The organism is Acuticoccus sp. MNP-M23, assembly GCF_031195445.1.
In the GTDB taxonomy this organism is placed as follows: domain Bacteria; phylum Pseudomonadota; class Alphaproteobacteria; order Rhizobiales; family Amorphaceae; genus Acuticoccus.
In genome coordinates this window covers 199,240-213,504 of the sequence record NZ_CP133480.1, presented here as the reverse complement: position 1 = coordinate 213,504, position 14,265 = coordinate 199,240, and the positions used below count along the sequence as shown (strand labels likewise).

Below are 14,265 nucleotides of genomic sequence, written 5' to 3'. Positions count from 1 at the left end.
CCGCCCTCTTCAAACCACAGGGGTCTGACGTGGACACCGTTCTCATTCTGGCCAGTCTGTTCGGCCTGCTGCTTCTGGGCGTTCCCGTGGCCTTCGCCCTTGGCGGGCTCGGGGTGATCCTGCTCGCCATCGGGGGCTTCTCGCCGCTGATGGCGCCGGCGGGCCTCCTGTCGGCCATGGACAGCTTCGTTCTCATTGCGGTGCCGCTGTTCCTCCTCATGGCCAACGTCATGCTGAAGGGCGGGGTGGGCAAGGACCTGTTTGCCGCGGTGCAGGCCTTCGTCGGCCACTGGCCGGGCGGGCTTGCCGTGGCCACCATCATTTCGTGCGGCGTGTTCGCGGCAATTTCCGGGTCCTCTGTCGCCACTGCCGCCACCATCGGCACCGTGGCGATCCCCGAGATGACCTCGCGCGGCTACCCGAAGAGCTTCACCTACGGCGTGCTTGCCGCGGGCGGGACCCTGGGCATCCTCATCCCGCCATCGCTGATCATGATCATCTACGGCGTGATCACCGAGGAATCGGTGCTGGCCCTGTTCATGGCCGGTGTCGGGCCCGGCCTTCTGATGATCGGCTTCTTCATCGCGTTTTCGATCTTCTACGCCCGGCGGCTGCCCGAATTGGAGAAGATCCCGCGGGCCGGGTGGGGCGAACGCTGGACCACGGGCGTGCGCGCCCTGCCGACCATCGCGCTGGCGCTCACCGTCATCACCGGCATCTACCGCGGCTGGTATACGCCCACCGAGGCTGCGGCCATCGGCTTTGCCGGCGCGCTGTTCGTGACCGTTGTCGTCCTGCGCACGCTGACGTGGAAGGGCCTCACCGAAGCGGTGGTCGATTCGATGCGCACCACGGTGGTGATCTTGCTCATCGTCGCGGGCGCCAAGGTGTTCGGCAAGGCGATCGCGCTCTACCGCATCCCGCAGGACGTTTCGGTGTTCATCTCCACCAACATCGACACCGCGGGGCTGTTCATCCTTGTGGTGGCCATCGTGCTTCTCATCATGGGCCTCTTCATGGAGGCGCTGTCGATGCTCCTCATCATGGTGCCGGTGCTGGCAGGCTCGCTCACCGTGCTGGGGATCGACCCCATCTGGTTCGGCATCTTCTTCGTCATCATGGTGGAGTGTGCGCTGATCACCCCGCCGGTGGGGCTCAACCTTTATGTGATCCAGGCGGTCAGCGGCGGCTCGCTCACCGAGATCTCCAAGGGCGTGCTGCCGTTCCTCGCTCTGATGCTGCTCACCGCGCTGGTGATCTCGCTGCTGCCGCAGATCGTCCTCTGGCTGCCGTTCAACCTCTGACCGGCGGCCGCGCGGCAATTGCCGCAATGAGCGCCTTAAGTGGCATGCCGTCCTTTGCGCCAAGGGTGCGCGCGGCCTGATTGGCCGCGCTGATGACGCCCCGGTCGTAGGTGGATTGACCAACGCCGATTTCGGCACTCCGGCAATCCACCGTCACCGCCGCAATGCCGCGCTCCTGCAAGACCGGAAGGCGGGAGACGCCCGCCCTGTCGCAGCCGATCCCGGCGTCGTTGTAGGCAAACAGCGCTGCGTCTGCCCGGCCTGCGGTGGCCGGATTGCCGCCCACAAGTCCGCCGTGCGACGCGGTGACCACCAGCGCCCCCCGGTCGCGCGCAAAATCCACCAGCGAAGCGCTGTCGATGATGGTGAGCCGCCAGCCGCCAAGATCGTGCTCGATCCGGTGCTCCTCGTCCACCACGGGCGTGCCGGTCGGCTCCGGCGCGCCGGCCAGAAGGCCGGCCGCTTCCACCGCGCCGATGCCGGCCACAATGCCAAGGCCTGCCGCAATGGCGTTGGCAGCGGAGACCACGCCGCGCCTGCCACAATCGGCAGCGTCGCCAATCCGGCAGCTGTCGTGGCCGACGGCGGCAGCGGCCATGCCGTGGGTCTGGCACACGCCAAGCCCGGCAATGCCGGCATTGTTGAGGCCGACCCCCGCGTCGTTGAGAAGGATGCCGCGCACCCCGGCAGATGCGGCCAGAAGCCCGGCATAGACGCCGCCATGGGAGCCGCAGATGACGACCTTTCCGCGAGCGGCGCTGAGCTTTGTTGCGGTATCGGCAAGCACGTATCCGTCCATCTGATCTCCTTGGGCGCTGGCTTGACGGGGGGTTGCCGCCCGGTAGCCTGTCCGGCCCGCAAACCGCAACAAGGTCCGCTGCCGACCATGCGCCCGAACATAGATGCCGACCGTCTTCGCGAACACTACCGCCTGATGCTGCGCATTCGCGCCTTCGAAGAGTGCGCCATCGAAGGGGCGGTGGAAAAGCGTGTTCTCGGCGCGATCCACCCCTCCATCGGACAGGAAGCGGTGGCGGCGGGCGTGGTGTCCAACCTCCGGCGGGACGACCGGCTCTTGTCCACCCACCGCGGCCACGGCCACACGCTGGCCAAGGGCGCCGACCCGCGCGCGATGATGTGCGAGCTGTTCGGACGCGCCGGCGGCTCCTGCGGCGGCAAGGGCGGCTCCATGCATATCGCAGATTTTTCGGTGGGAATGCTGGGCGCCAACGGCGTCGTGTCGGCCAACATCACCATTGCCGCCGGCGCAGCGCACGCCATCAAGCTTGCCGGTGACGACCGGATCGTCGCCTGCCTGTTCGGCGATGGCGCCATCAACCGCGGGCCGTTTCTGGAAGGGCTGAACTGGGCGCAGGTCTTCCAGCTCCCCGTCCTGTTCGTGTGCGAGGACAATGGCTGGGCCGCGACAACGCGCACGTCCACCATGACCGGCGGGGACGGTGCCGCCGCCCGCGCAAGGTCCATCGGCCTTCCCGCCGAAACGGTGAACGGCAACGATGTCGGCGCCGTGGAAGAAGTTTCGCGCGCTGCCATCGCCCGTGTCCGTGCAGGGGAGGGGCCGATGCTCATTCACGCCATCACCTTCCGCCACACGGGCCACACCTCCGCCGACCCCGGCGCCTACCGTCCTGCCGAGGAGGTCGCCCGGCGGATTGCCGAGGAAGATCCCGTCGCCGCCACCAGGGAGGCGCTCCGCCTTGCTGGGGTCGATCCCGCCGCGCTGGACGCCGACCTTGCAGCCGCCCGTGCCGAAATGGGCGGGCACGCCGCCTTTGCGGCAGCCCAGCCCTATCCGGATGCCGATGGCGCCTTCGACGATGTGCAGGACACCGGCTCCCCCCGCGAAATGGCCTACTGATGACAATCACCACCTACATCGAAGCGGGGCGCCAGGCAGTCCGCGTTGCCATGCAGGCCGACCCGTCGGTCTGGTGCCTTGGCGAGGATCTTGGCCGCGGCGGCGTGTTCGGCCAGTACAAGGGGCTGGTGGACGAGTTCGGCGCTGCCCGCATCTGCGATGCGCCCATCTCGGAAGCGGCGATCATGGGCGTTGCCGTGGGTGCGGCCATGACCGGCACGCGCCCCGTCGTGGAAATGCGCTTTTCCGATTTCGCGCTCTGCGCCATCGACGAGCTGGTCAACCAGGCGGCCAAGGCGCGCTTCATGTTCGGCGGGCAGTCCAAGGTGCCGATCACGGTGCGCGAGCCGATGGGCATGTGGCGCTCGTCGGCCGCCCAGCACTCCCAGTCGCTGGAGGCCTGGTATACGCACATTCCGGGGCTGGTGGTGGTGTGTCCCTCCACCCCGCAGGACAATTTCGGCCTGCTTCTCTCGGCCATCCGGTGCGATGATCCGGTGGTCTACCTGGAACACAAGGGTCTGTGGCCGCTGGAAGGCGAGGTCGACATCGACGCTGCGCCTCTCCCCATCGGCAAGGCGGCGATCCGCCGGGAGGGGGCGGACCTGACGCTGGTGTCATGGTCGGCTTGCGTCCACGAAGCACTGGCCGCCGCCACCCTTCTGGCGGACGAGGGGGTTGATGCCGAGGTGATCGACCTGCGTTCGCTCTGGCCGTGGGACAGGGACGCGGTGTTTGCCTCGGTGAAAAAGACCGGCCGCCTGCTGGTGGCCCACGAGGCGGTGCAGGTGGGCGGCTTCGGCGCCGAAATTGCGGCGAGCGTTGCAGAGAACCTGCCGCTGCGTGCGCCGATTGCCCGCGTCGGTGCTCCGCGCGCACCGATATCCTACGCGCCCACAATGGAAAACGCAGTGCGCGTGACCGCTGCGCACATTGCCGAGCGTGCGCGCAAAATGGTGGCACAAGCGGCCTGACGGCAAGAAATCCCGCGCGGCGTTTTGCACGCTCCTGCACTATGCTTTAGACAAAACCGTAAGCCCGGAAACAAAAAGCGGGCGCTTGAGGGAGGACTTCCGTTGCTGAAGAAAACGTTGGCGGCTGCGGCCGCGATCACCATGCTTTCGGGCGCCGCGCAGGCCGAAACACTCATCATGCAGTCGATCTATGCCGGAACGTTGCCGCTGCTGGGCGACACCGGGCGCGAGCTGGGCGAGCGCGTCTCGCGGCTCACCGGCGGCGACCTCGAGATCGAGTTCAACGATCCGGGCGCCATCGTCGCGTCCAACGAGATCTGGGACGCTGTGTCCACCGGCGCGGTGGATGCGGGCTGGTACTCGCCGGGCTTTGCGCAAGGCATCATTCCGGCCGCCGGCCTCTTCACGGCAGTTCCTTTCGGACCGGACGTGCGCGAGTACACCGCGTGGTGGTATTTCGGCGGCGGCGAGGAAGAGTGGAACAAGATCGGCGAGCGCTTCGACATCCATTCGGAGCTGTGCGCCGTGCTGGTGCCGGAAGCTTCGGGCTGGTTCCGCGAGCCGATCGAGAGCGTTGAGGACCTGCAGGGCCTGAAGATGCGCATCTTCGGCCTCGGCGCCCGCGTCCTTCAGAAACTCGGCGTGCAGGCACAGTCGCTGCCGCCCGCAGACACGATGACGGCGCTGCGGCTCGGCACCATCGATTCGGCGGAAATCTCGTTCCCCGCCATCGACCTGAACCTTGAAATGAACACCTACGCCAACAATTACTACTTCCCCGGCTGGCATCAGCAGACCTCACTGATCACCTTCATCGTCAACAAGGCGGTGTGGGATGGCCTCAGCGACCAGAAGCGCGCGGTGATCGAGGAAGTGTGTGCAGCCAACGTCACGCGGACGATGGCGCGCGGCGAGTCGATGCAGCTGGAGCCCATGGCCAAGCTCAAGGACGCCGGCGTGAACTTCCAGACCTGGAGCCCCGAGATGCTGGACGCCTTCCGCGGCGCCTGGGACGAGGTGGCCGTCGAAATGAGCGCCGAGGACGAAGAGTTCGCCCGCGTTTGGAAGAATTTCCAGGATTTCCGCGAGAACTACAAGGAATGGGGTAACCTCGGTTACCTGCAGTAAATTTCCTTTGCGGGGCTGGCTCGGCGCCAGCCCCGCGATCCTTGTTCGGCATCCATCAGCCGCAATTGCCAGTACACCCATGAAAATCATCGACCCGTGCCCGAGTGCATTGCCCGACAGCGGCGGTCAGCGGCAATGACCAACGCACTTCGCCTCGCTGCGTTGCTTGCCTGGCCGTGCCGCATCTTTGCCGTGTTCTGCGGTATCCTCCTGTTTGTCCTGACGGGGGTCATCGTCTACGACGTGATCGGCCGGCGCTTCTTCGCCACCGGGTCGTTTTTTCTGCAGGAGCTGGAGTGGCATCTCCACGGGGCTATCGCCGTGCTCGCCTTCGGCTATGCCTACATCAAGAATGCCCATGTGCGGATCGACGTTCTGGCGCTCAGGCTCAGCAACCGCATGCGGCTGCGCATCGAGGTCGCGGCCATCGTCCTGTTTCTCGTCCCCTGCATGATCTTCATTGCCATCTACGGCTACGAATTCGCCGAACGCGCTTTTGTGCGCAGCGAAGGTTCTCTCGGCGGCATTGGCGTGCCCCACCGCTGGATCATCAAGTCCGCTGTGCCGCTCTCGGCGGTGCTCACGCTCTTTGGCGGCATCTCGGTGGCGCTGCGCGCCATCGTCGCGCTGCGCCGGCCCGACCTTCTGGCCGACCCGTTCGCCGACCCGGCGCCTGACGCCGACATGCAGCCCTATGCTTGAACTCCTGATTGATATCCTGCCGGGCCTCATGTTCCTGGCGCTCGTCGTGTGCCTGTTTTCCGGCGCGCCCGTCGCGGTGATGCTGATGGGGGTTTCGCTGGTGTTCGGCACCATTGCCATCCTCCTTGGCGAAATGCGGCTGGTGCAGGCAACCCTCATCCCCAACCGCATTTTCGGCGGCACCATCGAAAATCCGGTGCTGGTGGCAGCGCCGATGTTCATCTTCATGGGCCTCATCATGGAGCGGACCCGCATTGCGGAGGATCTGCTCGTCACCCTCCAGCGGCTCATGCGCGTGGTGCCGGGGGGGCTCGGCCTCGCGGTGGTGCTGATGGGGACCATCCTGGCCGCGGCCACCGGCATCATCGGTGCCTCGGTGGTGATGCTGACCGTGCTGGCGCTCCCCACCATGGTCGGCAGCGGCTACCGGCCTTCGCTGGCGGCGGGCACCGTGGCCGCGTCCGGCACGCTCGGCATTCTCATCCCGCCATCCATCATGCTGGTTTTCATGGGGGATCTCCTGTCGGTCTCCATCGGGCGGCTGTTCGTGGCGGCCTTGATGCCAGGGCTGGTGCTCTCGCTCCTTTATGTGGCGTATATCGTTCTTTACAGCTGGCTCCGGCCCTCGATTGCGCCGCGGGCGCCCCGCACCGCGGCAACGCAGGAAGACCGCAAGGGCCTGTGGCTCGACACGCTGGTGGCGCTGATCGTCCCCTTTGCGCTGATCGTCATCGTTCTCGGGTCCATTCTGGGCGGCTTTGCAACGCCGACCGAGGCCGCCGGCATCGGCGCTGCCGGCGCGCTCCTTCTGGGTCTCCTGCGCGGGCGCCTTTCGCTGAGCGCACTGGCGGACAGCGCGGACGGGACCATCCGCACCGTCGCCATGCTGTTCTTCATCTTCGTCGGCGCGACGGCGTTTTCCTACATTTTCCGCATGATCGGCGGCGACGCGTTTCTGGTGGAAACGGCCCAGTCCCTCAACCTTGGCGACTGGGGTCTGCTGTTTGCGATGATGGGGATGATCTTCGTCATGGGCTTCTTCTTCGACTGGATCGAGATCACGCTCATCGTCCTGCCGATCTTCGCGCCCATCGTCGCCCTGATGGATCTTGGCGACCATGTTGCAAGCCAGAACCTCGTCTACTGGTTCGCCGTGCTGGTTGCGATCAACCTGCAAACCTCGTTTCTGACGCCGCCATTCGGCTTCGCGCTGTTTTACCTGAAGGGGGCGGCGGGAACGCTGGTGTCCATGGAAGATGTCTACAAGGGGATCATCCCGTTCGTGCTCCTTCAGCTCTCGGTGCTGGCCCTCGCCATTGCATTTCCTGATCTGATCCTGTGGCTTCCCACGGCGCTGTCGCAATGAGCGGACGGGTCGAAGGCAAGGTTGCCATCGTCTTTGGCGCGGGCTCCATCGGCCCGGGCTGGGGCAACGGCAAGGCCGCCGCCGTTCTCTACGCCCGCGAGGGGGCAAAGGTGCTGTGCGTCGACGTTAACGGCGACGCGGCGGAGGAGACCGCCGCCATCATCCGCGGCGAAGGCGGCATCGCGCGCGCCGAAACCGCAGACGTGACCGACGGCGAGAGCGGCCCCCGCGCGCTTGCCCGCTGCGGCGCCATCTATGACGGGCTCGACATTGTCCACTACAATGTGGGGATCAGCAGCCCCGGCGGCATCGAGGACACCACGGACGAGGACTGGGCACGGGTTTTCGCAGTCAACCTTGGCGGGGCGTTCAGCGTGTCCCGTGCCGCGATCCCCTACATGCGCAAGACGGGCGGGGCGTTCGTGTTCATCTCGTCGATCGCCTCCGTTGCGGCCGGCGGCTATGCCTATGCGGCCTACGAGGCGTCCAAGGCTGCACTCAACCGGATGTCGCAAACCATTGCGGTGGCACATGCCGCCGAGGGCATCCGCTCCAACGTGGTGATGCCGGGCCTGATTGACACGCCGCACGTGACGCACATGATTGCAGGCAAGATGACGGATGCCGACGACATCGGTGCCCGCCGCGCCAAAGCCCCGCCCATGCGCCGCCAAGGATCGGCCTGGGATGTTGCGGAAGCTTCGGTTTTCCTTGCCTCCGACGCGGCCGGCTACATCACCGGTGTCGCCCTTCCCGTCGATGGCGGCCTCACACTCACGGTTCCCCCAGCATGATTTCAAGCCAGTTGCCCGCGACCCACGCCAAGCGCGTTCCCCGTACCGTTCTCGTCACGGGTGGTGCGGGGGCTCTGGGGTTTGCCATTGCGCAGCGGCTCGGCACCGACCGGACGGTGGCGTTGGTGGACATTGGCGACAACGTCGCCGAGCGGGCTGCCGCACTGCCCGATGCTATCGGCCTGTCGTGCGACCTTGCAGACAGCGCGTCCCTCAACACCGCCTACCGCGAGGTGGTGCGCCAGCTCGGTCCGGTGGGCGTGGTTGTTCATGCGGCCGGGGCAGCCCGCGTCGACCCGTTTCTGGATTGCGACCGCGCCAACTTCGAGGAAGCGCTTGCCATCAACGTGACCGCGGCGTTCGAGATCTTCCGCCTGGCCGGGATCGATCTGGTCGCTGATGGCAGTGCGGGGCGGTTCATCTCCATCGCCTCGGTCTCGGGCGCGCGCGCCGGGTTCGGGCGGACCGCCTATGGCACCTCCAAGGCGGCGCTGATCCACCTCATGGGCCAGATCTCGCTGGAGCTGGGGCCGTACGGGATCACCGCCAACGCGGTGGCGCCGGGGCCGGTGGACACGGCGTTCAGCCGTGCCAACCACACCGCCGAGCAGCGCGCCGACTATCAGCGCACCATTCCGCTGGCGCGCTTTGGCGAGGCTGAAGAAGTCGCCCATGCAACGGCTTTCCTCGCCGAGGATCAGGCCGGCTACATCACCGGCCAGACGCTGTTTGTGGACGGCGGCTACATGTCGGCCGGGATGGGCGTCACCATTGCACAGAGCGCGGCTGCCATCCGCCGCGGAACCCCTGCGGAGACCCGCCATGACGAATGAGATGACCGGCGGCGAAGCCCTTGCGCGGATGCTCCTCGCCGCAAACGCCGGCCCCATGTTCGGCATGGGGGGCTTTCAGCTTCTGCCGTTCTACGATGCGGCGCGGCGCCTGGGGCTCGACCATCATCTGATCAACGACGAGCGCTGTGCGGTCTTCATCGCAGATGCCTACGCCAAGGTGTCGGGCCGGGTCGGCCTTGCAGACGCGACACTGGGGCCGGGGGCGACCAACCTTGTCACGGGGCTGGTGGAAGCGCTGAACGCCGGTTCGCCGCTGGTGGTCATCATCGGCGATGCCAACCGCGATCATGCTGGCAAGAACATGACGCAGGAGACCGACCAGGCCGCAATCCTGCGGCCCGCCTGCAAGGCCTTCCTGACGGTGAACACCGTTGCCCGCATTCCGGAGATGATGCGCCGCGCCTTCGAGATCGCCACATCCGGCCGCCCCGGCCCGGTGGTGGTGAACGTGGCCGAAGACGTGTCCCACGGCACCCACGGGTTCGAGGATGACGCGTTCTTCGTCGATGCAGCGTTCCAGGCAGCGCCCGCGCTGCGGTGCCGGCCCGCGCGCGATGCGGTGGCCGAGGCGGCACGCCGGCTGGCGGCGGCGAAGCGGCCCATCATTCTGGCCGGCGGGGGCGTCCACATTTCGGGCGCGGCCCGGACACTGACGCGCTTTGCCGAGGCCAACGGCATTCCCGTTGCCCACACCCTCACCGGCAAGGGGGCAATCGCCTGCACGCATCCGCTTTCCGTCGGCCTTTTCGGAAGGTACGACCGGATTGCCAATGCGCTGATCGAAGCCTCCGATGCGATTTTGGTGGTGGGCTGCAAGCTCGGCGAAATTGCCACCAAGCGCTACACCGTGCCGCCCCCCGGCGCGCCTGTCATCCACCTCGACAGTGTCGCCGAGGAAATGGGCCGGACGCTGAACCCCGACGTCCGCCTGTGGGGCGATGCCAGGGCGGGCCTCGAAGACCTTGAAGACGCGCTGGCCTCCAGCGCCGGCACGAGTGCATCGGGCCGCGCGGCGTACCACAGCGAGATTGCCGCCAAGATGGACGCGTGGCGCGAACAGGCCGCCCCGCGCTACACGTCGGACGAGGTGCCCATCGCCATGGGCCGGCTTCTGCACGAAGTGCGGCAGGCCCTGCCGGATGACGGCATTCTTGTGGCGGACGGCGGTTTTGCGGCGCACTGGGGCGGGCTTTTGTTCGACACGCGTGAGCCGGGCCGGACCTTTGTGCCGGACCGCGGCTTTGCATCCATCGGCTACGGCCTGCCCGGCGCGATGGGCGCCAAGCTGGCAGCGCCGTCGCGCAAGGTTGTGGCGCTGACCGGAGACGGAGGCTTCAACATGACGCTGGGCGAGCTGGAGACCGCAGTGCGGGCCAACCTCGCCGTCACCATCATTGTGGTGAACAATGCCGCGTCTGGCTACGTGAAGGCGCTTCAGCACCTGATGTACGGCGAAGGCAACTACCAGTCCTCCGACCTCAACGACACCAACTACGCGGCGGCCGCCACGGCGCTGGGTGCAAAGGGCATCCGCGTCGAAGCGCCGGACGACCTTGCGGCGGCGCTCGGCAAAGCCTTTGCCCACGAAGGCGGCCCCACGGTGCTCGACGTTGTGGTGACGCGCGATGCGGCCAAGATGCTGCCCGCCGCCGACAGCCGCGCGGTAAAAGTGAAGAAGGGCGACCGGGTCGCCTGACCCTTGCGCCGTGGTTCGGACGGCGCTGCGCACCGGCTTATTACTTGAAAGACGAGGGATTTCCTCCCTCGTGCTCCCTCCCGTTCGCCACGTGGCAGGGGTTCAGGGCAGATGGCCGCTTCGCGTCCTTCTTTCCTGAACCCCTGATGCGAGCGTGTGCCGGGCTCGGGCCGCGTCAAGGGTGAAGGCTTCGCCCGCCTTCGGCGCCCTTGACCCGGCCCGATCCCTTGACCCTTGCCGCAGCCTTAGAGCGAGTGGATCTTCTGTCTGCCGATGAGGTGGAGCTGCGGGCGCAACGGCTTTGGCCAGAGGCCGGCAAAGGCAGCATCGGTGTGTGGCAGGCCGCCGGTGAGGACGCCGAACGCTGGCATGACCATGCGTCGCGCACAGCCGATGAAGGCGCGGCGCTTGATGCGGCGGTTCCTGAGGATCACCACCCCGGCCGGGTGCAGATGGCCGGCCACCTCCATGCCATCGACCGGGCCTTCGGTCGGGATGTGGCGGAAGGTGATTCCGGCAATCGTCGCGCTCTCGGCTGCCGTGCCGCCGAAGGATGCGGCAGAAGCATGGTCGTGGTTGCCGGTGATCCAGACGGTTTCGATCTGCTGGCACAGGTCCGCCAGCCAGTTGCGGTGGGTGGGCGACAGGCGCTCGGGGCCGTAGGGGTCGTGAAAGCTGTCGCCCAGCGAGATCAGGCGGCGCGGGCGGTGATGGGCGATGGCATCTGCCAGGCGGGCAAGGGTGAGCCCCGTGTCGTAGGGCGGGAGCATCTGGCCGCTGCGCGCGTAGGACGACCCGGTCTCGAGGTGAAGGTCCGACACGACGAGCGTTTCCTCGGCCGCCCAGTAGAGCGCGCCGGAAGTGTCGAGCGTGGCCTCCATGCCCGCAAGCCTCGCAGGCGCGGTCGGGGGCCGCTCGTCTGCCTTGACGGGGCCGGGCTTTTTCGGGCCGGGGAGGGAGAAGGCCGCCATGGCCGCCATGCCGTACCCGGTGTGGCAGGAACTCAACGCATCGCCTCCGCAACCAGCTCGTCCGCCGCTTCTGCCAGCAGCGATTCACTGGCCTCACCATGGACGATCTCACGTCCGATTTCGAGCATGATGGGGACGGCAAGCGGGGATATCCGCTCAAGCCGCTGGTGCACGATGTCGCGCTTGACGCGGGCAAGCATCGCGCCGAGGCGGCGGATGTCGAGAAGGCCTGTGGCCGCATCCGCCCAGGTGGCGCGCAGAAGAATGTGGTCGGCCTCGTGAGAGCGCAACACATCGTAAATCAGGTCGGTCGAGACGGTGACCTGCCGGCCGGTCTTTTCCGTGCCGGGGTGGCGGCGCTCGATCAGCTGCGCAATTTCGGCGCAGGCCCGGAAGGTGCGCTTCATCAGGACCGACTGGGCAAGCCATTCGTCGAGATCGTCGCCGAGGAGATCCTCGGAAAAGAGGTCGCCCATGGCGGGGCCGCGGCCGGAGAAGGCGGCGGAATAATCCTCAAGGCCCCAGATGGCCAGCGCATAGTCCGACGCGACGAAGCCGATGGGCTTGAGGCGCATCCGTTCCAGCCGCCGGGTGAGGAGCATCCCCAGCGTCTGGTGGGCAAGGCGCCCCTCGAACGGGTAGGCGACAATGTAATGCCGTTTGCCGCGGGGAAAGGTCTCGATCAGAAGCTCGTCCCGCCGCGGCAGGTGCGAGCGGACGCCCTGCAGGTCGACCCATTCGCGCACCTGATCGGGCAGGTCCGCGCGGCGCTCCGGCTCGGCGAGCATCCCGCGCACGACACTGGCAAGGTAGGTGGTGAGGGGAAATTTGGACCCGCCATAATAGGGGATCTTAGGCTCGTTCATCTGTGACTTGGTGACCAGCGCCTCGCTGTCGCGCACCCCTTCCAGCCGCAGGCACTGGCCGGCGAACAGGAACGTGTCGCCCGGCGCCAGCTGGTTGACGAAATATTCCTCGATCTGCCCCAGCATCCGGCCGCCGCGCCCCAGCCGTCCGCCCCGCTTGGAGACGAGCCGCACCGAAAGGTTGGGAATTTCGACGATGGTGCCGACGTTGAGGCGGTATTGCTGCGCAATCTTCGGGTTGGCAACGCGCCAGAGGCCGTCCTTGCGGCGGCGGATCTTGGCGTAGCGCTCATAGGCGCGCAGCGCGTAGCCGCCTGTGGCGACGAAATCCACCACGCGCTCGAAGGTCTCCCAGTCGAGCGTGCGGTAGGGGTAGGCCGAGCACAGTTCATCGTAAAGGGCAAGGGCATCGAACGGGGCGGCGACGGCGGCACCCAGAACGTGCTGGGCAAGAACGTCGAGGCTGCCCTCGCGCACGGGCGGCGTGTCCTGATGGCCGAGATATGACGCGTCCAGCGCAGCCTGGCATTCCAGCACCTCGAACCGGTTGGAGGGGACGAGGATGGCTTTGGACGGCTCGTCCATCCGGTGGTTGGCGCGGCCGATGCGCTGGGCAAGGCGCGAAGCCCCCTTGGGGGCGCCGACATTGACGACCAGATCCACATCGCCCCAGTCGATCCCGAGGTCCAGCGTTGAGGTGCAGACCACGGCGCGCAGGCGGTTTTCCGCCATGGCGGCCTCTACCTTGCGCCGCTGGCCGCGGTCCAGCGAGCCGTGGTGGAGGGCGATCGGCAGCGTATCTTCGTTGATCCGCCAAAGCTCGTGGAACAACAGCTCCGCCTGGCTGCGGGTGTTGACGAAAACCAGCGTGGTGCGGTGCGCCTTGATGAGGGCCAGAATGTCGGGAAGCGCGTAGCGGGTCATGTGGCCCGACCACGGGACCCGCGCCTCGGATTTCAGGATCGACACGTCGGGCTTGGCGCCGCCGTCCACCACAATCAGCTCGGCAAGCGGGGTCTCGCCGGGACGCTGGGCGACCAGCCAGCCGCGCAGATCATCCGGATGGGCAACGGTTGCGGAAAGGCCGACGGTCCGCAGGCCTGGTGCATGCTGGCGCAGCCGCGCCAGACCCAGCGCCAAAAGGTCGCCTCGCTTGGAGGTGACGAGGGAATGCAGCTCGTCGACGATCACCACCTTCAGCTGGGAAAAGAAGCGCGCGGCGTCCGGCTGGCTGATGAGGAGAGCCACCTGCTCGGCGGTGGTGAGAAGGATGTCGGGCGGGTTTTCGCGTTGCCGCTTCCGGCGGTTCTGCGGCGTGTCCCCCGTGCGCGTTTCCACGGTGATGGGAAGGTTCATCTCCGAAATCGGCATTTCGAGGTTGCGGGCAATATCCACCGCAAGCGCCTTGAGGGGCGAGATGTAAAGGGTGTGCGGCCCTTCGCGAACCGGGCTGTTGCGGGCCGGGTTGCTGGCGGCAAGCTCCAGAAGGCTGGGCAGGAAACCGGCCAGAGTCTTTCCCGCGCCGGTGGGCGCAATCAGCAGCGCGGACAGACCGGCCTCGGCTTTGTCCAGAAGGTCCAGCTGATGGGGACGGGGTGCCCAGCCGCGCCCGGCAAACCACCCGGCGAAAGGCTCGGGCAGCGAATGGGCACTGGTGGTGTCGGGCGAAGGCACGGCCTTTTGCATGGGCGAGAACATAGCGGCGACTGGCCCCGGCGTGTAGCCGCGTGT

The 14,265-nt window shown here is 66.8% G+C and carries 12 protein-coding genes; 9 read left to right on the top strand and 3 right to left on the bottom strand.

From position 1 onward, the window contains the following. The first annotated feature begins 29 nt into the window (after window positions 1-29). Window positions 30-1,304 carry a TRAP transporter large permease gene (locus RDV64_RS00975; RefSeq protein ID WP_309197425.1) on the top strand — a complete coding sequence of 425 codons (1,275 nt, stop codon included), beginning with the start codon at window positions 30-32 and terminating at the stop codon, window positions 1,302-1,304. On the opposite strand, the gene RDV64_RS00970 is transcribed toward RDV64_RS00975, so the two are convergent. Continuing rightward, complete coding sequence (locus tag RDV64_RS00970) at window positions 1,294-2,103, bottom strand: hypothetical protein (protein WP_309197424.1); 810 nt, start codon at window positions 2,101-2,103, stop codon at window positions 1,294-1,296. The two genes, RDV64_RS00975 and RDV64_RS00970, sit on opposite strands and share 11 nt — an antisense overlap. Before the next feature lie 87 nt (window positions 2,104-2,190). On the opposite strand from RDV64_RS00970, the gene RDV64_RS00965 reads away from it, so the two are divergent. The 8 genes from RDV64_RS00965 (at window position 2,191) to RDV64_RS00930 (ending at window position 10,697) form a co-directional block, all read left to right on the top strand. Further along, window positions 2,191-3,183: a thiamine pyrophosphate-dependent dehydrogenase E1 component subunit alpha gene (locus tag RDV64_RS00965; RefSeq protein WP_309197423.1), complete on the top strand. Its 993-nt coding sequence runs from the start codon at window positions 2,191-2,193 to the stop codon at window positions 3,181-3,183. Then, window positions 3,183-4,157, top strand: coding sequence for an alpha-ketoacid dehydrogenase subunit beta (locus RDV64_RS00960; protein ID WP_309197422.1), 975 nt, complete (start codon window positions 3,183-3,185; stop codon window positions 4,155-4,157). The genes RDV64_RS00965 and RDV64_RS00960 overlap by 1 nt, the downstream gene beginning before the upstream one ends. A 102-nt stretch (window positions 4,158-4,259) precedes the next feature. After that, window positions 4,260-5,285, top strand: coding sequence for a TRAP transporter substrate-binding protein (locus tag RDV64_RS00955; RefSeq protein ID WP_309197421.1), 1,026 nt, complete (start codon window positions 4,260-4,262; stop codon window positions 5,283-5,285). A 135-nt stretch (window positions 5,286-5,420) separates the two neighbouring features. After that, window positions 5,421-5,987 carry a TRAP transporter small permease subunit gene (locus tag RDV64_RS00950; RefSeq protein ID WP_309197420.1) on the top strand — a complete coding sequence of 189 codons (567 nt, stop codon included), beginning with the start codon at window positions 5,421-5,423 and terminating at the stop codon, window positions 5,985-5,987. Then, window positions 5,980-7,353: a TRAP transporter large permease subunit gene (locus RDV64_RS00945; RefSeq protein ID WP_309197419.1), complete on the top strand. Its 1,374-nt coding sequence runs from the start codon at window positions 5,980-5,982 to the stop codon at window positions 7,351-7,353. The genes RDV64_RS00950 and RDV64_RS00945 overlap by 8 nt, the downstream gene beginning before the upstream one ends. Next, entirely contained in the window at window positions 7,350-8,147 is a 798-nt protein-coding gene (locus RDV64_RS00940) for an SDR family oxidoreductase (protein ID WP_309197418.1), read from the top strand. The genes RDV64_RS00945 and RDV64_RS00940 overlap by 4 nt, the downstream gene beginning before the upstream one ends. Beyond that, a complete protein-coding gene (locus RDV64_RS00935; protein WP_309197417.1) occupies window positions 8,144-8,980 on the top strand; it encodes an SDR family NAD(P)-dependent oxidoreductase in 837 nt (278 codons plus the stop codon). Before RDV64_RS00940 ends, RDV64_RS00935 begins: the two co-directional genes overlap by 4 nt. Further along, on the top strand, window positions 8,970-10,697 hold the full coding sequence (locus tag RDV64_RS00930; protein ID WP_309197416.1) for a thiamine pyrophosphate-binding protein: 1,728 nt from the start codon (window positions 8,970-8,972) through the stop codon (window positions 10,695-10,697). Before RDV64_RS00935 ends, RDV64_RS00930 begins: the two co-directional genes overlap by 11 nt. A 245-nt stretch (window positions 10,698-10,942) precedes the next feature. Here the strand turns inward: RDV64_RS00930 and pdeM are convergent, their stop codons facing one another. Both pdeM and RDV64_RS00920 read right to left on the bottom strand, forming a co-directional pair. Then, window positions 10,943-11,704: a ligase-associated DNA damage response endonuclease PdeM gene (gene pdeM, locus RDV64_RS00925; protein WP_309197415.1), complete on the bottom strand. Its 762-nt coding sequence runs from the start codon at window positions 11,702-11,704 to the stop codon at window positions 10,943-10,945. Continuing rightward, complete coding sequence (locus RDV64_RS00920) at window positions 11,701-14,232, bottom strand: ligase-associated DNA damage response DEXH box helicase (protein WP_309197414.1); 2,532 nt, start codon at window positions 14,230-14,232, stop codon at window positions 11,701-11,703. Before RDV64_RS00920 ends, pdeM begins: the two co-directional genes overlap by 4 nt. Between the last annotated feature and the right edge of the window lie 33 nt (window positions 14,233-14,265).